22 protein-coding genes and 1 pseudogene are annotated in these 18,966 nt (G+C 74.4%); 8 read left to right on the forward strand and 15 right to left on the reverse strand.

Translation table 11 applies throughout. The annotated features are described in order from the left end of the window. Positions 1 to 68: 68 nt before the first annotated feature. Together groL and groES are read right to left on the reverse strand one after the other, a co-directional pair. Positions 69 to 1,694: a chaperonin GroEL gene (gene groL, locus ABD358_RS25660; RefSeq protein WP_344633529.1), complete on the reverse strand. Its 1,626-nt coding sequence runs from the start codon at positions 1,692 to 1,694 to the stop codon at positions 69 to 71. A 106-nt stretch (positions 1,695 to 1,800) separates the two neighbouring features. Beyond that, the gene (gene groES, locus ABD358_RS25665) at positions 1,801 to 2,112 is read right to left on the reverse strand and encodes a co-chaperone GroES (protein ID WP_031510287.1); all 312 of its coding nucleotides are present in this window, start codon (positions 2,110 to 2,112) and stop codon (positions 1,801 to 1,803) included. Positions 2,113 to 2,366: 254 nt separating this feature from the next. On the opposite strand from groES, the gene ABD358_RS25670 reads away from it, so the two are divergent. From ABD358_RS25670 to ABD358_RS25685, 4 genes are all read left to right on the forward strand, one after another. After that, positions 2,367 to 2,963, forward strand: a complete 597-nt coding sequence (locus ABD358_RS25670; protein WP_344633530.1) for a Uma2 family endonuclease — start codon at positions 2,367 to 2,369, stop codon at positions 2,961 to 2,963. 36 nt (positions 2,964 to 2,999) lie between these two features. Next, positions 3,000 to 4,211 (forward strand): THUMP-like domain-containing protein, encoded by a 1,212-nt coding sequence (locus tag ABD358_RS25675; protein WP_344633531.1) that lies wholly within the window; start codon positions 3,000 to 3,002, stop codon positions 4,209 to 4,211. Positions 4,212 to 4,249: 38 nt separating this feature from the next. Beyond that, the gene (locus ABD358_RS25680) at positions 4,250 to 4,765 is read left to right on the forward strand and encodes a DUF6183 family protein (protein ID WP_344633532.1); all 516 of its coding nucleotides are present in this window, start codon (positions 4,250 to 4,252) and stop codon (positions 4,763 to 4,765) included. 101 nt (positions 4,766 to 4,866) lie between these two features. After that, on the forward strand, positions 4,867 to 5,484 hold the full coding sequence (locus ABD358_RS25685; RefSeq protein ID WP_344633533.1) for a Uma2 family endonuclease: 618 nt from the start codon (positions 4,867 to 4,869) through the stop codon (positions 5,482 to 5,484). 266 nt (positions 5,485 to 5,750) lie between these two features. Here ABD358_RS25685 and ABD358_RS25690 read toward each other — a convergent pair whose 3' ends face one another. Further along, on the reverse strand, positions 5,751 to 6,392 hold the full coding sequence (locus ABD358_RS25690) for a hypothetical protein (protein ID WP_344633534.1): 642 nt from the start codon (positions 6,390 to 6,392) through the stop codon (positions 5,751 to 5,753). Continuing rightward, on the reverse strand, positions 6,389 to 6,646 hold the full coding sequence (locus ABD358_RS25695; RefSeq protein WP_344633535.1) for a hypothetical protein: 258 nt from the start codon (positions 6,644 to 6,646) through the stop codon (positions 6,389 to 6,391). Before ABD358_RS25695 ends, ABD358_RS25690 begins: the two co-directional genes overlap by 4 nt. 49 nt (positions 6,647 to 6,695) lie before the next feature. On the opposite strand from ABD358_RS25695, the pseudogene ABD358_RS25700 reads away from it, so the two are divergent. Then, positions 6,696 to 6,929: pseudogene (locus ABD358_RS25700) on the forward strand (NADPH-dependent FMN reductase); the annotation flags it as partial. Here ABD358_RS25700 and tsaD read toward each other — a convergent pair. From tsaD to tsaB, 3 genes are read right to left on the reverse strand one after another with little or no spacing between them, the layout of a single operon-like run. Continuing rightward, entirely contained in the window at positions 6,930 to 8,045 is a 1,116-nt protein-coding gene (gene tsaD / locus ABD358_RS25705) for a tRNA (adenosine(37)-N6)-threonylcarbamoyltransferase complex transferase subunit TsaD (RefSeq protein ID WP_344633536.1), read from the reverse strand. Continuing rightward, positions 8,038 to 8,655, reverse strand: a complete 618-nt coding sequence (gene rimI / locus ABD358_RS25710) for a ribosomal protein S18-alanine N-acetyltransferase (protein WP_425576426.1) — start codon at positions 8,653 to 8,655, stop codon at positions 8,038 to 8,040. Before rimI ends, tsaD begins: the two co-directional genes overlap by 8 nt. Continuing rightward, a complete protein-coding gene (gene tsaB, locus ABD358_RS25715) occupies positions 8,652 to 9,326 on the reverse strand; it encodes a tRNA (adenosine(37)-N6)-threonylcarbamoyltransferase complex dimerization subunit type 1 TsaB (protein ID WP_344633537.1) in 675 nt (224 codons plus the stop codon). The genes rimI and tsaB overlap by 4 nt, the downstream gene beginning before the upstream one ends. A 107-nt stretch (positions 9,327 to 9,433) precedes the next feature. On the opposite strand from tsaB, the gene ABD358_RS25720 reads away from it, so the two are divergent. From ABD358_RS25720 to ABD358_RS25730, 3 genes are all read left to right on the forward strand, one after another. Next, positions 9,434 to 10,003, forward strand: a complete 570-nt coding sequence (locus tag ABD358_RS25720) for a hypothetical protein (protein WP_344633538.1) — start codon at positions 9,434 to 9,436, stop codon at positions 10,001 to 10,003. 148 nt (positions 10,004 to 10,151) lie between these two features. Further along, complete coding sequence (locus ABD358_RS25725) at positions 10,152 to 10,946, forward strand: SDR family NAD(P)-dependent oxidoreductase (RefSeq protein WP_344633539.1); 795 nt, start codon at positions 10,152 to 10,154, stop codon at positions 10,944 to 10,946. A gap of 108 nt (positions 10,947 to 11,054) precedes the next feature. Then, positions 11,055 to 11,561 (forward strand): DUF6328 family protein, encoded by a 507-nt coding sequence (locus ABD358_RS25730; RefSeq protein WP_344633540.1) that lies wholly within the window; start codon positions 11,055 to 11,057, stop codon positions 11,559 to 11,561. A gap of 64 nt (positions 11,562 to 11,625) precedes the next feature. Here the strand turns inward: ABD358_RS25730 and ABD358_RS25735 are convergent, their stop codons facing one another. The 8 genes from ABD358_RS25735 to ABD358_RS25770 form a co-directional block, all read right to left on the reverse strand. Continuing rightward, positions 11,626 to 11,823, reverse strand: a complete 198-nt coding sequence (locus ABD358_RS25735; protein ID WP_344633541.1) for a hypothetical protein — start codon at positions 11,821 to 11,823, stop codon at positions 11,626 to 11,628. Positions 11,824 to 12,009: 186 nt separating this feature from the next. Continuing rightward, positions 12,010 to 12,588, reverse strand: a complete 579-nt coding sequence (gene tsaE / locus ABD358_RS25740) for a tRNA (adenosine(37)-N6)-threonylcarbamoyltransferase complex ATPase subunit type 1 TsaE (protein ID WP_344633542.1) — start codon at positions 12,586 to 12,588, stop codon at positions 12,010 to 12,012. After that, positions 12,554 to 13,714 carry an alpha/beta fold hydrolase gene (locus ABD358_RS25745; protein ID WP_344633543.1) on the reverse strand — a complete coding sequence of 387 codons (1,161 nt, stop codon included), beginning with the start codon at positions 13,712 to 13,714 and terminating at the stop codon, positions 12,554 to 12,556. Before ABD358_RS25745 ends, tsaE begins: the two co-directional genes overlap by 35 nt. A 7-nt stretch (positions 13,715 to 13,721) precedes the next feature. After that, positions 13,722 to 14,894 carry an alanine racemase gene (alr, locus tag ABD358_RS25750; RefSeq protein ID WP_344633544.1) on the reverse strand — a complete coding sequence of 391 codons (1,173 nt, stop codon included), beginning with the start codon at positions 14,892 to 14,894 and terminating at the stop codon, positions 13,722 to 13,724. A 4-nt stretch (positions 14,895 to 14,898) separates the two neighbouring features. Next, a complete protein-coding gene (locus ABD358_RS25755) occupies positions 14,899 to 16,431 on the reverse strand; it encodes an NAD(P)H-hydrate dehydratase (RefSeq protein WP_344633545.1) in 1,533 nt (510 codons plus the stop codon). 29 nt (positions 16,432 to 16,460) lie between these two features. Then, positions 16,461 to 16,829, reverse strand: a complete 369-nt coding sequence (locus ABD358_RS25760; protein ID WP_344633546.1) for a holo-ACP synthase — start codon at positions 16,827 to 16,829, stop codon at positions 16,461 to 16,463. Positions 16,830 to 16,856: 27 nt separating this feature from the next. Continuing rightward, positions 16,857 to 18,704: a glutamine--fructose-6-phosphate transaminase (isomerizing) gene (gene glmS, locus ABD358_RS25765; RefSeq protein ID WP_344633547.1), complete on the reverse strand. Its 1,848-nt coding sequence runs from the start codon at positions 18,702 to 18,704 to the stop codon at positions 16,857 to 16,859. A 35-nt stretch (positions 18,705 to 18,739) separates the two neighbouring features. Next, a complete protein-coding gene (locus ABD358_RS25770; protein WP_344633548.1) occupies positions 18,740 to 18,946 on the reverse strand; it encodes a hypothetical protein in 207 nt (68 codons plus the stop codon). Positions 18,947 to 18,966: the final 20 nt, after the last annotated feature.

Here is an 18,966-nt window from a genome sequence, read left to right on the forward strand (position 1 = left end):
GGCTTCCCCTGACCGCTCCGGAATCCGGAGGAGGGGAGGCCGGGCCTCGGCGTGCGGGCGCCCGGGGGTCAGTGGGCGTGGCCGTGGCCGTGCCCGGCGGCCTCCGGCTCCTCCTCGGCCGGCTTCTCCACGACCAGGGTCTCGGTCGTGAGCAGCAGCGAGGCGATGGAGGCGGCGTTCTCCAGGGCGGAGCGGGTGACCTTCACCGGGTCGATGACGCCGGCCTTGATCAAGTCGACGTACTCGCCGGTCGCGGCGTTGAAGCCGTGGCCCTTCTCCAGCTCGGCGACCTTGGAGGCGATGACGTAGCCCTCCAGGCCGGCGTTCTCGGCGATCCAGCGCATCGGCTCGACCACGGCGCGGCGGACGACCGCGACACCGGTGGCCTCGTCGCCCTCCTTGCCGAGGTTGCCCTCCAGCACCTTGGAGGCGTGGACCAGCGCCGAACCGCCACCGGAGACGATGCCCTCCTCGACCGCGGCGCGGGTCGCGGAGATGGCGTCCTCCAGGCGGTGCTTCTTCTCCTTGAGCTCGACCTCGGTGGCCGCGCCCACGCGGATCACGCACACGCCGCCGGCCAGCTTCGCCAGACGCTCCTGGAGCTTCTCGCGGTCCCAGTCGGAGTCGGTGGTCTCGATCTCGGCGCGGATCTGCGCGACGCGGGCCTCGACGTCCTCCTTCTTGCCGCCGCCGTCGACGATGGTGGTCTCGTCCTTGGTGACGGTCACGCGGCGGGCGGTGCCCAGCACGTCCAGGCCGACCTGGTCGAGCTTGAGGCCGACCTCCTCGGCGACCACGGTGCCGCCGGTCAGCGTCGCCATGTCGCCCAGCATCGCCTTGCGGCGGTCGCCGAAGCCCGGGGCCTTGACGGCCACCGCGTTGAAGGTGCCGCGGATCTTGTTGACGACCAGCGTGGACAGGGCCTCGCCCTCGACGTCCTCGGCGATGATCAGCAGCGGCTTGGAGCTGTTCGCCTGGATGATCTTCTCCAGCAGCGGCAGCAGGTCCGCGATCGCGGAGATCTTGCCCTGGTGGATCAGGATGTACGGGTCCTCCAGGACCGCTTCCATCCGCTCCTGGTCGGTGACCATGTAGGGCGACAGGTAGCCCTTGTCGAAGGCCATGCCCTCGGTGAAGTCCAGCTCCAGACCGAAGGTGTTGGACTCCTCGACAGAGATCACGCCGTCCTTGCCGACCTTGTCCATCGCCTCGGCGATCAGCTCGCCTACCTGCTTGTCCTGGGCGGACAGCGCGGCGACCGCAGCGATGTCGGACTTCTCGTCGATCGGGCGGGCGGTGGCCAGCAGGTCGTCGGAGACGGCCTTGACCGCGGCGTCGATGCCCTTCTTCAGGGCGGCCGGGGAGGCGCCGGCGGCGACGTTGCGCAGACCCTCGCGGACCAGGGCCTGGGCCAGCACGGTGGCGGTGGTGGTGCCGTCGCCCGCGATGTCGTTGGTCTTGGTCGCCACCTCCTTGACGAGCTGGGCGCCCAGGTTCTCGTACGGGTCCTCGACCTCGACCTCGCGGGCGATGGTGACACCGTCGTTGGTGATGGTCGGGGCGCCGAACTTCTTGTCGATGACGACGTTGCGGCCCTTGGGGCCGATCGTCACCTTCACGGTGTCGGCGAGCTTGTTGACACCGCGCTCGAGGGCGCGACGGGCGTCCTCGTCGAACTTCAGGATCTTCGCCATGGTTGCTCGGTTCCTCTCGGGTCCTCGTCAAAAGATCCGCGCCCCGGCCCCGGCTGTCTCAGACGCGGGTACCAGGGCGCGGACCACAGGCAGTCTTCGCGGTGACTTACTTCTCGATGATCGCGAGAACGTCGCGAGCCGAGAGGACGAGGTACTCCTCGCCGTTGTACTTCACCTCGGTGCCGCCGTACTTGCTGTACAGCACGATGTCGCCGACCTTGACGTCGAGCGGCAGACGGTTGCCGTCCTCGAAGCGGCCCGGACCCACGGCCAGGACGGTGCCCTCCTGGGGCTTCTCCTTGGCGGTGTCCGGAATGACCAGGCCGGAGGCCGTGGTCTGCTCGGCGTCGAGCGGCTGGACCACGATGCGGTCCTCGAGCGGCTTGATGGCAACCTTGGAGCTAGTGGCGGTCGTCACGATCCGACCTCCCCCTTCGGAGATCTCACGGGGTTTGGATGTCTGGGGTGGCGACCTGGTAGATCCGTCGTCGCGGGTGCCGGATCTGCCCGTCGCTGGGATTGGCACTCACCTGGGGAGAGTGCCAACGTCGAGACTATGCGGGGGTTAGCACTCAGTCAACCGGAGTGCCAATGCACGGCGCGTTGCGCGCCTCCGTCGGTACGCTGAGCCCGTGCCGCGTCGCAGGTGCCCACCCGTGAGGAGGGCCGCCGATGACCGCAGAGCCCCTGCCCGACTGGTTCCATCCGCCGCCCGGCGGCTGGACCGCCGGCGACCTGGACCGGCTGCCGTCGGACGCCCGGCGCTTCGAGCTGATCGACGCTGATCGACGGAGCCCTCGTGATGATGTCGCCGCGGACCGAGTTCCACAGCATCGTGATGCGGCGGCCGGCCAACGCGACAGAACTCGCCGCCCTCACCACCTGCGGGTTCCCGCCGGGATGCCGATCCGGCTGGGCGAGCGCCGGCGCCCTGGGCCGGACATCCTGGTCGTCGACGCTCCCCCTCGGAGGAAGCGCACCTCCTGCCTCCCCGGAGAGGTCGTGCTCGTCGTCGAGATCGTCCCGGACGAGTCGGCGGTGCGGGACCGGGAGACCAAGCCGCTGAAGTACGCCAGGGCCGGCATCCGGCACTTCTGGCGGGTGGAGGAGGACGGCGTCCCGGTCGTCCACGTCTACGAGCTGGACGACACCACCGGCGCGTACGTGGCCACCGGCATCCACCGCGACAAGCTCCCCGTTCCCGTCCCCGTCCCCTTCCCCATGGACTTCCCCATGGACATCGATCCGGCCACGCTGTTCACCCGCTGACGACGGCCGCCGCGACGGCGCTGCGATGATGGTCCGGTGCACGCGCCCACCGGTTCCGAGCCCGACCCCGTCTCCGCCTTCCGTGCCCTGCTGACCGACGAGGGGCAGGGCCTCCTGGAGGAGTTGCGGACGTACGACCCCGGGCGGGAGCTGGCCGTCGCCACCCGGCTGCGCCGCGACCACCCCGCCGAACTGGTCTCGTCGGCCCTGGCCCAGGCGCGGCTGCGGCAGCGGGCGGCCGCGAAGTTCGGGGGCGGGGAGGACGGGGACGCCGCCCGGATGTACTTCACCCCCGACGGCGTGGAGCAGGCCACCCGCGCGAGCGTGGCCGCCCACCGCGCCGGGCGCTTCGCCGCCCTGGGCGTGCGCTCGGTGGCCGACCTGTGCTGCGGCATCGGCGGCGACGCCATCGCGCTGGCCCGCGCCGGAATCCGCGTCCTGGCCGTCGACCGCTCCCCCCTGACCTGCGCCGTCGCCCGCGCCAACGCCGAGGCGCTGGGCCTGGCCGATCTGATCGAGGTGCGCTGCGAGGACGTGACGGAGGTGGACACGTCCGGCTTCGACGCCGTCTTCGCCGACCCGGCCCGGCGCGGCGGACGCGGCCGGATCTTCGACCCCGAGGCGTACTCGCCCCCGCTGTCCTGGGCCGTCGCCTCCGCCCGCCGTGCCCCGCACGCCGCGTTGAAGGTCGCCCCCGGCATCCCCCACGAGGCGGTGCCGGACGACGCGGCGGCCGAGTGGATCTCCGACGGCGGGGACGTGAAGGAGGCCGTGCTGTGGTTCGGGCTCCCCGCGCGGGAGCGCGCCACGCGCGCCACCCTCCTGCCCGGCCCCCGCACCCTGGTCTCCGCCGGGCTGCCGGACCCCCCCTCCGGTCCGGTCGGCCGCTACCTGTACGAGCCGGACGGCGCGGTCATCCGCGCCCATCTGGTCGCGGAGGTCGCCGAGCGGGTGGACGGGCGCCTGATCGATCCGACGATCGCCTACGTCACCTCCGACGAACTGCGCCCGCTGCCGTACGCGAACGCGTACGAGATCACCGACGTGCTCCCCTTCAACGTCAAACGGCTGAAGGCGCTGCTGCGCGAGCGCGGGGTGGGCACGCTGACGGTGAAGAAGCGCGGCTCCGCCGTCGAGCCGGAGGAACTGCGCCGGAAGCTGAGGCCCACCGGCCCGAACGCCGCCACGGTCTTCCTCACCCGCGTCGCCGGCGCCCCCGCCGTGCTCCTGGGCCGGCCGGCCGCCTGACGCCGCGCCCCGCACCGGGCAGACTCGTCCCGGACGCGGTGCGGTTCGCCGGACTGCGGGGTTTCTGGACGACCTGGATCGACTTCAACGACGAGCCCCGTGGTTTCGCGGAGGCGGTCCAGGACGCGATCGCCTCCGAGCATCCCTTCTGCGACGAGTTCCTCCCGCCGCTCGCCAGGCAGGCCCAGGACGCGCTGGTCCTCCTGCACGCCCCGTCGTTCCGGGAGGCATCCGTGCGGCACATGGTCCCGTGGGGCGAGGAAGCGCTCCGTGAACCGATCCGGATCACCGAGGCCCATATGCGGTACGAGCACTCCCAGCCGCATCGGCCCTCCCCCGGTGCCCGGCCGTTGAGGCCGCCGCCGTACGCCGTACGCCTCGCCTGCGAGTACCGCTGGCTGCGCTTCACCGTGGAGCCCGGCCGGGAGAACGACTGGTTCTTCGGCGATCTCACGGACGCCGGTTTCGCGGTCCTGGATCCCGGCCGCACCCGGATCGCCGTACTGGCGGTGTCCGAGACGGACCAGGCAGCCGTACCCCACTCGAACAGGTGACATCGCATGGTTTCACCCATACGCCGCGCGCAACCACCCGCAATCCTCTCCGGGGCACCCGGCACGGCGTGGCCTGACATCAGCGACAGGGGAGGACAGCGATGGCCGCCGTTCCCGTCACCGAGCCGATGAACGAGCCGCAGGACCCCATCGATCTGCTGGTCGCGCTCCAGAGGGCTTCCCATGCACCACTGCGAGCCGAATACATCGAGGGACTCCCCGTCTTGACGCCACCAGCCGACCACCATCACAACGCGGGCGCGTTCCAGCTCACCGTCCAGCTCACCTCGGCCGGTGTGGGATTCGCCGGGCTCGGTAACGGCTACTGCGCCGGCGCGCGGGACGGAGGCGTACGCACCCTGGTGATCCCCGACTTCTACGTCACGCGCCGTGAGCCCACCGAGCTCGACGAGGCGTACCGCCGCGCGCACAAGGGCTGGTACTCCATCGAACTGCTCGCACTGGCCGGGGAGATCACCTCCACCAACCACGAGACGGACACCGGGTCGAAGTACCGCGCCTACGCCGCCGCCGGGGTGCCCGTCCACGTGGTGGTCCACCGTCAGGAGAAGAAGGCGTACGCCTTCTCCGGCCCGGTGCCGGGGGAGGACCCGGCCGGGGCGCGCTACGCGACGCGGGCCGAGGTGGACCTCGGCCGCCGGCTGCCGCTGCCCGCCCCGTACCCGGAGCTGGACACCGCGCCGCTGCTGGAGGGCTGAGACCGGCGGGCCGGGGCCGACGGGACCCCGGGCGGGACCATCGGTCCTCCTTCTGACGGGCTTTCGGCACCACCGTCATCTCCGAGTCCTGCTCGCTGGAGACGGTCAACGAGGCGATGCGGGAGGTGCTGCGCGGGGATGTCACGGCCCGGATCGTCTTCGGGTTCTGATCCGGGACCAGGGGTCTCCGGTGAGCCGGTCAGGAGGAGCGCCGGGCCGCGGGCCCGGCGCTCCGGCGTGTGCGGGCAGGAGACGCGGCCCGGTCCTCAGTCCGCGGTGCCGCCCAGCGCCCGGCGGTGGTACGCGCACGTGGCCAGTCCCAGGGCACCCGCTCCCAGCAGGGGGACGATCACTCCGGCGGAGGCGGCCAGGTCGTAGGGGTCGGTGTCCGGGCCCAGGGCGGGGGCGACCGCCCCGAGCAGGGCCAGACCCGCCAGGCAGGCCAGGGCCGAGGCCAGCAGCCAGGCCCACCAGCGTCCGCCGCCCGTGGCGGCCGGTTCGTCCGGGGGCGCGGCGCCGGGCGGGAGGGCGTACGCGGCGGGTTCGCCGTCCACCGTGGCCCAGTCCGCCATCAGCCACCGCAGGTCGCGGCCCCGGCGCAGCCAGGCGGTGAGGCCGATCGCCGCCGCGGCCAGGGTGACCGCGGCGAGCAGCAGCAGGACGGCGGCCAGGGCGTACTCGACGGGGGAGGCGGAGGAGCCGGAGAGGTTCTTGGCGAAGGCCGTCCACAGCATGCAGCTCAGCACGGCGTCCGCCGCCAGGATCCACAGCAGGACCAGCCGCAGGGGGGACAGGTTCCGGCGGCGCAGCACCGCCAGGGCCCGGGCCCGGTCGGCGAGCAGGGCGGCACGGTCCGGCCAGGCCCACAGGTGGACGGGGGGCGGCGGCGGGGGCAGGGGCGCCCTCACGGTTCCCCCACGCTCTCGAAGCGCCAGCGGTGGACCGGGCGGTGCAGCGACTCCGCGGGCGGGTCGGGCAGTTCGGGGAGATCGGCGTCGTAGGGCGCGTCCCACCAGGTGATGACCAGGACCCGGTCGGCCGGGGCGGTGAAGGTCTCGCGGCGGAGCGGGGCGGGGTCGAGGACCTGGGCGCGGGCCCAGTCCAGCAGTCGTGCGCCGCGGCCGGCGGCGGCGCGGGCCTCCCACATCAGAGCGACGGTCATGGGGTGATTCTGCCCGTCGGCCCCTACACCGCGCGCAGCGCGCCCGGGCGGCGGCCTGCTGGCGGTCGAGCAGCTCCGGCAGGTCTTCGGCGAGCTGAACGCCCACACCGTGCGCGACTGCGTCAGCTTCCCCCGGTACTACGAGCTGTTCGACGCCGACGGGCGGCTGCGCGAACCCGGGGGAGCGGAGGGCGCCGCGAAGACGATGCTCGACCAGTTGGAGTGGTGGGGCTCGGTGCTGCGCGACGCCCGGCTGGAGCGTCCGCTCCCCGCGACGCGGTGATCAGTCGTAGAGGTTGCCCGCGCTCACCTCGTGGACGTGGTCGTGCGCGCCGCCGCGGCCGTGCGCGTGGGACGTGCCCGGGACGTGCGGCTCGGTGACCGGCAGGGAGGAGTCGGCCGACAGGTCCCAGTCGGAGGGGGCGCGGTTCCGGGCGACCATCTCGGCGCCCAGGGCCGCGACCATCGCGCCGTTGTCGGTGCACAGCTTCGGGCGCGGCACCCGCAGGGTGATCCCGGCGGCCTCGCAGCGCTCCTCGGCCAGGGCGCGCAGCCGCGAGTTGGCCGCGACGCCGCCGCCGATCATCAGGTGGTCCACGCCCTCGTCCTTGCAGGCGCGGATCGCCTTGCGGGTGAGCACGTCGACGACCGCCTCCTGGAAGGACGCCGAGACGTCCGCGACCGGCACGTCCTCGCCCGCGTTCCGCTTCGCCTCGATCCAGCGGGCGACGGCCGTCTTCAGGCCGGAGAAGGAGAAGTCGTACGGCGCGTCGCGGGGGCCGGTGAGGCCGCGGGGGAAGGCGATGGCGTCCGGGTCCCCCTCGCGGGCCCAGCGGTCGATGACCGGGCCGCCGGGGAAGCCGAGGTTCAGCACGCGGGCGACCTTGTCGAACGCCTCGCCCGCCGCGTCGTCGATGGTGGCGCCCAGCGGGCGGACGTCGGAGGTGATGTCGGCCGACAGCAGCAGCGAGGAGTGGCCGCCGGAGACCAGCAGGGCCATCGTCGGCTCGGGCAGCGCGCCGTGTTCGAGCTGGTCCACGCAGATGTGGGAGGCGAGGTGGTTGACGCCGTACAGCGGCTTGCCCAGCGCGTAGGCGTACGCCTTGGCCGCCGAGACGCCCACCAGCAGCGCGCCCGCCAGTCCGGGCCCGGCGGTGACGGCGATGCCGTCGAGGTCGCTCGCGGAGACGCCGGCCTCCTTCAGGGCGCGCTGGATGGTGGGGACCATCGCCTCCAGGTGGGCGCGGCTGGCGACCTCGGGCACCACGCCGCCGTACCGGGCGTGCTCGTCGACGCTGGAGGCCACCGCGTCGGCGAGCAGGGTGTGTCCGCGCACGATGCCCACGCCGGTCTCGTCGCAGGAGGTCTCGATGCCGAGGACCAGGGGTTCGTCAGCCATGAGGCACCGTTCCTTGGTGTGTTCCTTGGTGTTCTGTGGTGTCGGGCGCGGAGCCGGGGTCGGGTTCGGTGTCCGCGGGGCGGCGCATGACGAGGGCGTCCACGTTGCCCGGCTGGTAATAGCCGCGGCGCAGGCCGATCGTCTCGAAGCCGAAGCGCTCGTACAGGCGCTGGGCGCGGACGTTGTCCACGCGGACCTCCAGCAGGACCTCCCGGCACTCGAAGTCGGTGGCGGCCCTCAGCAGGGCGGTGAGCAGGCGGCTGCCGAGGCCGGTGCCCCACTGGTCGCGGGCGGTGGCGATGGTCTGGATGTCGCCGGTGCCGCCGGCGGCGGCGAGTCCGCCGTAGCCGACGATGCGCCCGCCCTCGCCGCCGCCGCCGGCGGCCGCCCCGGCCGTCTCCCCGGCTGTTTCCGCGATCATTTCCGCGACGAGGTAGCGGCGGGTGGCGCCGGGGCCCCGGGCATGGGCCAGCTCGGACCAGAACATGGCGGGCGACCAGGCGTCGTGCGGGAAGAGTTCCCTCTCCAGCTCCAGCACCGGTTCGATGTCCCACCAGCGCATCTCGCGCAGGACGGTCCGCCGGCCGGGCTGCCGGTCGGTGGCGGTCACCGGGGCGTGACCACCTTGTAGTTGGCGGGCACCCTGGCGTCCGGCCGGCGCAGGTACAGCGGCAGCGGCGGCAGGAAGCCCCGCTCGTCCCCGGAATCCAGCCGCTCGGCCGCCAGCGCCGCCAGGGCGGCGGCCGAGGCGTGCTCGGGCATGTCCTGCCGTACGCCGGTGAAGGTGTCCGCGTACAGCCGTGCTCCCGCGCCGACGGCGGGGAGGTCTCCGACCTCGGCGGCGATGTCGGCCGGGCGGTCCACGGCCGGTTCGGTGAGGCGGGTGCGGGCGTCGGCGTAGCGCGCCCAGTACACCTCCTTGCGGCGGGCGTCGGTGGCGACCGCGAAGGGCCCTTCGAGCCCGGCGGTCCCGGCGGCGTACGCGATGCCGTCCAGGGTGCACAGGCCGTGGACGGGGATGTCCCGGGCGGCCCCGACGGTCGTCGCCGTCATCAGGCCGACCCGCAGCCCGGTGTACGGGCCCGGCCCGACGCCGACGACGATGCCGGTCACGTCGCCGAGCGACGCGCCCGCCTCGCCCAGGACGCGGTCGACGGCCGGGAGCAGCAGTTCGCCGTGGCGGCGGGCGTCCACCTCGTCCGCGGCGGCGAGGGTCCTTCGCCCGTCGTGGAGGGCGACGGTGACGGCGGGGGTTGCGGTGTCAAGAGCGAGCAGGAGCACGCTTTTAGCCTACGGCGCGCTGCGGGGCCGCCGGTCCCGCGGCGGCTGCTACGGTCAGGCGTACGATCAGACCGGTCGGAGACCGGAACGCGGGAGGCGGGCGAGAGGTGGCAGGCAGCAGCGCGGGGGCGGTCGTGACCGGACTGACCGCGGCGGCACTGGCCGTCGTCGGTTTCCTCGCCTACCAGGCGGACGCCGCCCAGGACCGGCGCGGGCCGGACCCCGACCGCAAGCCCGCCGCGGCCGCCTCCCCCTCCCCGAGTGCGCAGAAGAAGGACGGCGAGAAGCGCGAGCAGGCCGCGCCGCCGCCCGGCTCGGGCACCGGCGAGCGCGTCGTCTACTCCCTGGGCGGCGACCGGGTGTGGCTGGTCGGCGCGAACGAGAAGGTCACCCGCACCTACCGGGTCGTCCCCGGCGCGGTGGACCCGCAGCCGGGCGAGTACACCGTGACCTCCCGCACCGAGCGCGTCACCGGCACCGACGGGGTGCCGATCGCCCACGTGGTGCTGTTCACCCAGGCCGGCGGGGTCCCGGTCGGCTTCAGCGCCGCGGTGGACGGCTCGCTGCCCGAGGGTCCCCCGAAGGAGGGCACGGGCGGCATCCGGGAGAGGCCGGAGGACGGCGAGGCGATGTGGCGGTTCGCCTCGGTCGGCACGAAGGTCGTCGTCGTTCCCTGAGCCCCTCCGGGCCTCTCCGGCCTCCGGGGAGGCCCGTCCCGGCCGGTTTCCGCACCACTCCCCCGGCCCTGCCGTTCCGCCTCCCGGTGGGAGGACGGGCGGAGGATGGGGGACGCGAAACGTCGAACGGACGAGGGAAGGCACTGCGATGCGCATCGATCTGTCGGGCAGGACGGCGCTGGTCACCGGTTCCACCGGGGGGATCGGGGCGGCGATCGCCACCGGGCTGGCCCGGGCCGGCGCCCGGGTGGCGGTCAACGGGCGCCGGGAGGAGACCGTGGCGGCGGCCGCCGGGCGGCTCCGGGAGGAGGTCGCGGGCGCGGAGGTGGTGGAGGTCGCCGCCGACGTCGCCACGGAGGAGGGCGCGGCACGGGTGGTCGAGGCGCTGCCCGACGTCGACATCCTGGTCAACAACCTCGGCGTCTACGGCCCGAAGCCCGCTCCGGAGATCACCGACGCCGAGTGGCGGCGCTACTTCGAGGTCAACGTGCTGTCCGCCGTCCGTCTGACGCGCGCCTACGTGCCGGGGATGGTGGAGCGGTCGTGGGGCCGTGTGCAGTACATCGCCAGCGACTCGGCCGTCGTCACCCCGGTGGAGATGATCCACTACGGCATGACCAAGACCGCGCTGCTCGCCGTGGCCCGGGGCTGGGCGAAGGAGGTGGCGGGCAGCGGGGTCACCGTGAACTCCGTCATCGCCGGCCCGACCCGCACCGGCGGGGTGGAGGAGTTCGTCCGCGAGCTGGTCGGTTCGGACCTGCCCTGGGACGAGGCGCAGCGCCTCTTCATGCGCGAGCACCGGCCGCAGTCGCTGCTCCAGCGGCTGATCGAGCCGGAGGAGATCGCGAACATGGTCGTCTACCTCGCCTCGCCCCTGGCGTCGGCGACGACGGGCGGTGCGGTCCGGGTCGACGGCGGGTACGTCGACGCGATCCTTCCCTGAGCCGCTTCCGGGGTCCCGCCGCCCGCACGTTTAGGGACACACCCAACCGAACAAACGCTCATCACACCAACAGGTGAGAACAGAGCGTACAGGTCGGGAGGCGGATCAGTGACAGCGGAATCCGGGGCGTCCGGGGAGGAGAACGCGACGCATCACCACGAGACCGAGAAGGAGCGCGCGGACCGGCGGTGGACGGAACTCCTCCAGGAGGTCCGGGTGGCCCAGATGGGCATCCAGATCCTGCTCGGCTTCCTGCTGAGCGTCGCCTTCACCGAGCGCTTCGAGGACCTGGGGGCGTTGGACCGCAACGTCTACGTCGTCACGGTCATCCTCGGGTCGGCGGCCACCGGGACGCTGATCGCCCCGGTCGCCCTGCACCGCTTCGTCACCGGCCACCGGATGAAACCCCAGACGGTGGAGTGGGCCTCCCGCCTGACCATCGCCGGACTGGTCCTGCTGCTGTGCACCGTCACCTGCGCGCTGCTGCTGATCCTGCGCGTGGTGCTGCACAACGCCCTGGTCTGGTGGATCGTCGGCGGGCTCTTCCTGTGGTTCGTGACCGTCTGGTTCCTGCTGCCCGCCTGGGCCCGCGCCACCCGGGCGGCCCGCCGGTAGCGGCGTCCTCCCCCGGCGGCCCCGGCCGGCGCTCCGGCGGCGCCCCCTCGGCGCTCCGGCGGTGTCAGGCCGCCTCGGCCCTCGAAGCCCGGCGCTCCCGGCGCCCTTCGGGGGCCGCCGGGGGCGTCGAGACGGCGTCGGCCGCCGCGCACGACGCCAGCAGTTCGCTCATCGACACCGGGGCGCACCGCGGCCGGAGGCCGGACGCCTCCGCGGACTCGGTCCCCGTGGTGGTCTCGGGCTCCCGCTCATGGGCCTCCATGGATCCTCCTGGCTCCTGGGGCGGATGCGGTCAGGCATGCCTGACCGGCTCCTGGTCTCCCATGTGACCACGGCGGCCGCGCCGCGCGCAACATTTTGCCGACAGCCTGTCGGAACACTCCGCCGGGCGCCGCGGCGGTCCCGCGCGGGCCGCCGCGGAAAAGGGACCCACGCGCCCCGGGAAGGCCTACGCGGGCCGCCCCAGGAAGGAGAGGTCCACACCGGCCCAGCGCGCGCCGACCCCGGCGACCGTCACCGTCCGGACGTCGTGGTCCCCGACGCCGTCCGCCGGGACGCCCGCCGCGTCCGCTCCCACGGCCCGCTCGATGACCACGTGCAGCCGGTCCTCGGACAGCTCCTCGACCTTGCCCTCGCCCCACTCCACGACCACCACCGACTCCGGCAGGGAGACGTCCAGGTCCAGGTCCTCCATCTCCTCCAGGCCGCCGCCGAGCCGGTAGGCGTCCACGTGCACCAGCGGAGGGCCGTCGCCGAGCGGGGGGTGCACCCGGGCGATGACGAAGGTCGGCGAGGTCACCGCGCCGCGCACGCCCAGGCCCTCCCCCAGCCCGCGGGTCAGGGTGGTCTTGCCCGCGCCCAGCTCCCCGGTGAGCAGGACGAGGTCGCCGGGCCGCAGCAGCCGGGCGAGCCCGCGCCCCACCTCCCGCATGCGGTCAGGGGTGCCGACGGCGATCCGTACGGTGCTGCTGCTCTCCGGAAAGGCCCCGGTGTCAGTCCCCGCGGCCGGGTGGTGCGGTGTCTCCATGCCTGTGGATGGTACGCGTCAGCAGGGCGGCCAGATGATCGTTGACCAGGCCGGGGCACTCCAGCATGATCAGGTGCCCCGCGCCCTCGGCGATCACCAGATCGGCGCGGGGCAGGGCCTCGGCCATCGCCTCGCCGTGCTCGCGCGGGGTGAGCAGGTCCCGGTCGCCGGTGAGGATCAGGGCGGGCCGCCCGCTGTCGAAGGCGGCCAGCGCGGCGGTCTTCTCGTGCTCGGCGAAGGCCGGGTAGAAGTCCGCGACCACGTCGACCGGCACCGACTCGATCAGCCGCTCCGCGAAGCGCGCCACGCCGGGGTCGACGTCGCGGGTCCCGAACGAGTACCGCTTGACCAGCCCCGTGAACAGATCGGCGGTGGCGCGGCGGCCCCGCTCGACCAGCTCGGCCCGCGCCGCCAGCGTCTTCAGCAGGCCCGGCGCCATCCGCCTCAGCGCCCGCGCCCCGGCGGCGGGCAGCCCGTACGTCACCTCGGCCAGTCCGCCCGCCGAGGTGCCGACCAGGGCCACTCCGGCGACGCGTTCGGCCACGTACTCCGGGTACAGGGCGGCGAGCGCCATCACCGTCATGCCGCCCATCGAGTGGCCGACGAGGACGACCGGCCCGGTGGGCACGGCGGCGTCGAGCACCGCCTTCAGGTCGTGTCCGAGCCGGTCGATGGTCACCGTCTCGCCGGCCCGCCCGCGCCCCGAGCGGCCGTGCCCGCGCTGGTCCCAGTAGACGGCCCGCAGGGCGGGCATGGGGGGCGTGGTGGGCTCCAGCCCGCGCAGGGCGGCGCGCTGGAAGTGCCAGACGTCCTGCGCCAGGCAGTAGCCGTGGCTGAAGACGACCGTGGGCGCCCCGTCGACGGCGGCCTCCGGGGCGTCGACGGGGGTGTCGGTCTCGAAGTACAGCGGTGTGCCGTCGTCGGCCGCGGCCCGGCCCGGGACGCCGCGCAGCGTTCCGTAGGGGCCGGCGGCGTCCAGGGCCAGCCGCGCCCTGCGGCCGACCGCGCGGTGCACCGTCAGCCGCTCTATCGCCATGCCGGCGGCGGCTCCGGCCGCCGCGAGGCCCAGCACCGCGCCGGCCATGCCCGCGCGGCGCGCCCACCCCCTGCCGGACGTACTGGCCATGCCCGGATCACACGTCCGCGTTCAGGTGGACGCGGGGCACCCGGGCGCCGATCCGGGTGACGATCTCGTACGAGATGGTGCCCACGGCCCGTGCCCAGTCCTCGGCCGTCGGCTCGCCGTGGTCGCCCGGGCCGAAGAGGACCGCCTCGTCCCCCGCCTCGGCCGTGTCCCCGCCCAGGTCGACCACGAACTGGTCCATGGCCACCCGGCCGGCGACCGTCCGCCACTTCCCCGCCACCAGCACCGGGCCGGTGCCGGAGGCGTGCCGGGGGATGCCGTCGGCGTACCCGGCCGGCACCAGGGCCAGGGTCGTCTCGCCGGGGGTGGTGTAGTGGTGGCCGTAGCTCACCCCGTGGCCGGCCGGGACCCGCTTGACGTTGGCGAGGGAGGCGCGCAGGGTCATCGCCGGCCGCAGCCCGAAGTCCTGGGGGGCGCCGATCTCGGGCGAGGGCGAGAGCCCGTAGACCGAGATGCCGGTGCGGACCAGGTCGAAGTGGGCCTCGGGGAGCGTGAGCGTGGCCGGCGAGTTGGCGATGTGCCGCACCTCCGGGTCGAGCCCGGCGCGGGCGGCGACGGCCAGGGCGTCGTGGAAGACGGCGAGCTGCGCGGCGACGGAGGGGTGGCCGGGCTCGTCGGCGCAGGCGAAGTGCGACCACACCCCGGCGACCTCGACCGTGCCCTCCCGCTCGGCGGCCCTGGCGGCGGCGACCAGGTCGGGCCAGTCGGCGGGCCGGCAGCCGTTGCGGCCCAGCCCGGTGTCGATCTTCAGGTGGACGCGGGCGGTGCGGCCGCAGGCGCGGGCTGCGGCCGTGATCTCCTCCAGCGCCCACCGGGCGCTCGCCGAGACGTCGACGTCCGCCTCGATCGCCTCGCGCCACGGCCCGCCGGGCGTCCACAGCCAGCACAGCACCCGGCCGCGGTCCCCGGCGGCGCGCAGCGCCAGCGCCTCCTCGGGGGTGGCCGTTCCCAGCCAGGCCGCCCCCGCCTGCCGCGCGGCGCGGGCACACGGCACCATTCCGTGGCCGTACGCGTCGGACTTCACCACGGCCATCAGGGCCGCTCCGGCCGCGCGCTCCCGCAGCGCGCCGACGTTGCCGCGCAGCGCGCCGAGGTCGACCTCGGCGCTGACCCGGTGGGGCGCTGCCGCGCGGGGGGCGGGGTGCTCGCTTGCGACGTTCACGACCTCAGTGTCTCAGGTCCCCCCGTCCGCCCTCCGGCCTGCCGGGCGGGGGCGTCCGGAGCGCGCCGTCCGCGACGTCCCGCCACGCCCGGCGCAGGGCCGCCGCCACGTCCGACGCGCCGGCCAGGGGGGCCGCCAGCCGCCCGGCGAGGCCGTGGAGGTAGGCGCCCGCCGCCGCCGCGTCGGGGGCCGCGAGCCCGGCGGCGAGCAGCGAGCCGGCCAGCCCGGAGAGCACGTCGCCGCTGCCGGCCGTCGCCAGCCAGCCGGTCCCGGTGGGGTTGACCCGCACCGGACGGTCCTCCTCCGGTTCGGCGACCAGGGTGGTCGAGCCCTTGAGCAGCACCGTCGCCCGGTACCGCCGCGCCAGCTCCCGAACCGACGCCAGCCGCGCCGCCTCGACCTCCTCGCGGGCCGTGCCCAGCAGCGCCGCCGCCTCCCCGGCGTGCGGGGTGAGCACCGTCGGCGCCGTGCGCGCCCGGACCTGCCCGGCGTCCATCAGCCGCAGCCCGTCGGCGTCCACCAGCACCGGCACCCCGGACGCCAGCACCTCGCGCACGGTCTCCCGCGCGTCCGGCCCGTCGCCCAGCCCGGGGCCGACGACCCACGCCTGCACCCGGCCCGCCGCGGCGGGCGGGCCGGCGGAGACCAGGGTCTCGGGGAAGCGGGCGATCACCTCGCCGGCCGCGGGCCCGGCGTACCGCACGGCCCCCGCGCCGCCGCGCAGCGCGCCCGCCACGGCGAGGACGGCCGCGCCGGGGTAGCGGCCGGAACCGGCCGCGATCCCGGTGACGCCGCGCCGGTACTTGTCGCTCTCGGCCGCCGGGCGGGGCAGCAGCGCGGCCACGTCCGCGTGCTGCGGCGCGCGGGCCACCGGGACGGCGCCCGCCAGGTGGGGCCCCAGACCGATGTCGATCAGCCGCACCGCGCCGGCGTACTCGCGGGCCGGGTCGATCAGCAGCCCCGGCTTGTACGCGCCGAAGGTCACCGTCGCCGCGGCCCGCACCGCCACGCCGCGCACCTCGCCGGTGTCGGCGTCGACGCCGCTGGGCAGGTCCACGGCGACGACCGGCGCCCCGGCCTCCTGGACGAACCCCAGGACCTCCACCGCGTCGGGACGCAGCCCGCCCCGGCCGCCGATGCCGACGATGCCGTCCACGACGAGGTCGGCCCGCCGGAGCAGGGCGGGGATGTCGGCGGGCACGCCCTCCAGCGGGGCGGAGGGCGCCGCCACGGCCCGGCCGCCGGCCGCCCGCAGGGCGGCGAGCCCGGCGGCGTGCGCCCGCTCCGGGCTGAGCAGCACGGCGGTCACCCCGGCGCCGCGCCGGGCCAGGAGCGCCCCGGCGAACAGCGCGTCCCCGCCGTTGTCGCCGCTGCCGACGAGCAGGACGATCCGGGTGCCGTACGTCCGCCCCAGCATCCCTGCGCAGGCGGCGGCGAGCCCGGCGGCGGCGCGCTTCATCAGCGTCCCCGGGGGCAGCCGTGCCATCAGCTCCCGCTCGGCGGCCCGTACGGTCTCCACGCTGTAGGCATCTCTCATGCCCACAGTCTGACCGCTCCCCCGCCGGGTCACCCCTCCGCGATCACCACCGCGGAGGCCACCCCGGCGTCGTGGCTGAGGGACACGTGCCAGCGCCGCACGCCCAGTTCGTCCGCTCGGGCCGCCACCGTGCCGCGCACCCGCAGCGACGGACGGCCGCTGCCGTCCGTCACCACCTCGGCGTCCGTCCACAGCATCCCGCCGGGCGCGCCCAGGGCCTTGGCCAGCGCCTCCTTGGCGGCGAACCGCGCGGCCAGGGAGGCGGCCCCGCGCCGCTCCCCGCCGGGCAGCAGCAGCTCCGCCGGGACGAAGAGGCGGTCCGCCAGGGCGGGGGTGCGTTCCAGCGCGGCGGCGAAGCGGTCGATCCCGGCGACGTCGATGCCCACTCCGACGATCACCGGAGGCCCCCCGTCGGCGTCATGGCCTCACTCCACCGTCACCGACTTGGCGAGGTTGCGCGGCTGGTCCACCTCGTTGCCGCGGGCCGTGGCCAGCTCGCAGGCGAAGACCTGGAGCGGCACGGTGGCCACCAGCGGCTGGAGCAGGGTGGGCGTGGCGGGGATGCGCACCAGGTGGTCGGCGTACGGCACGACCGCCTCGTCGCCCTCCTCGGCGATGACGATGGTCCGCGCGCCCCGGGCCCGGATCTCCTGGATGTTGGAGACGATCTTGTCGTGGAGGACGGACCGGCCGCGCGGCGACGGCACGACCACGACCACCGGCAGGTCCTCCTCGATCAGGGCGATCGGACCGTGCTTGAGCTCTCCGGCGGCGAAGCCCTCGGCGTGCATGTACGCCAGTTCCTTGAGCTTGAGCGCGCCCTCCAGGGCGACGGGGTAGCCCACGTGGCGGCCGAGGAAGAGCACGGTGTTCTTGTCGGCCAGGTTCCGGGCCAGCTCGCGCACCGGCTCCATCGTGCCCAGGACCTTCTCGACCTCGGTGGAGATCTGGGACAGCTCGCGGATCACCGAGCGGATCTCGTCGCCCCACTTGGTGCCGCGCACCTGGCCCAGGTAGAGGGCGACCAGGTAGCAGGCGACGAGCTGGGTCAGGAACGCCTTGGTGGAGGCGACCGCGACCTCGGGGCCGGCGTGGGTGTAGAGCACCGCGTCGGACTCGCGGGGGATCGTCGAGCCGTTGGTGTTGCAGATGGCCAGCACCTTGGCGCCCTGCTCGCGTGCGTGGCGCAGCGCCATCAGGGTGTCCATGGTCTCGCCGGACTGGCTGATGGCGACGACCAGGGTGCGCTGGTCCAGGATCGGGTCGCGGTAGCGGAACTCGCTGGCCAGCTCGGTCTCGCAGGGGATCCGCGTCCAGTGCTCGATGGCGTACTTGGCGATCATCCCGGCGTGGTAGGCGGTGCCGCAGGCCACGATGACGACCTTGTCGACCTCGCGCAGCACGTGGTCGGGGATGCGCACCTCGTCCAGGGTCAGCCGGCCGGCCTCGTCGATGCGGCCCAGGAGGGTGTCGGCGACCGCCTTGGGCTGCTCGGCGATCTCCTTGAGCATGAAGTAGTCGTAGCCGCCCTTCTCGGCGGCCGAGGCGTCCCAGTCCACGTGGTACGCGCGGGTCTCGGCGGGCGCGCCGTCGAAGTCGGTGACCGTCACCTGGTCCCGCTTGAGCTCCACGACCTGGTCCTGGCCCAGCTCGATGGCCTCGCGGGTGTGCTCGATGAACGCGGCCACGTCGGAGGCGAGGAAGTTCTCGCCGTCGCCGACGCCCACCACCAGCGGCGAGTTCCGCCGGGCGCCGACGACCGTGTCCGGCTCGTCCGCGTGCACCGCGACGAGGGTGAAGGCGCCCTCCAGGCGGCGGCACACCTGCCGCATCGCCTCGGCCAGGTCGCCGCAGGCGGAGAAGTTCTCGGCGAGCAGGTGGGCGACGACCTCGGTGTCGGTCTCGGAGTTCAGGTGGTGGCCGCGCTCGGCCAGCTCCGCGCGGAGCGCGGCGAAGTTCTCGATGATGCCGTTGTGGACGACCGCGACCCGCCCGGAGTTGTCCAGGTGCGGATGCGCGTTGGCGTCGGTCGGCCCGCCGTGCGTGGCCCACCGGGTGTGGCCGATGCCGGTGGTTCCGCTGGGCAGCGGGCGCTCGTCCAGGAGCTTGCCGAGGTTGCCGAGCTTCCCGGCCTTCTTCGCCGCCGCCAGGCCCCCGTCGGCGAGAACGGCCACGCCCGCCGAGTCGTAGCCGCGGTACTCCAACCGCTTCAGTCCCGCGATGACGACGTCGAGGGCGGACTGCCCTCCTGCATAACCAACGATTCCGCACATGTGGGCAGCCTAAAGGGCGGAGGGAGTGATCGTGGTCAGCGCCCTCGCGATATTCGGTCGATGGCGTCCTCGATGATCTCCAGGTACTCCGACTCCTCGCAGCGCGGCTTGCTGCCCCGCCGGTACAACTCCAGCGCGTCCCGCAGGTCTTCGCCCAGATCCTCGTCGGGCAGTTCCTCGACGGAGTCCTCCCAGGCGCGGGCGGCCCGGGCCTCGGACAGGGCGGCGGAACGGTGGCGCATCGCACGGAGGCGACGGAACG

It is taken from the genome of Streptomyces glaucosporus (assembly GCF_039533345.1).
GTDB classification, from domain to species: Bacteria; Actinomycetota; Actinomycetes; order Streptomycetales; family Streptomycetaceae; genus Streptomyces; species Streptomyces glaucosporus.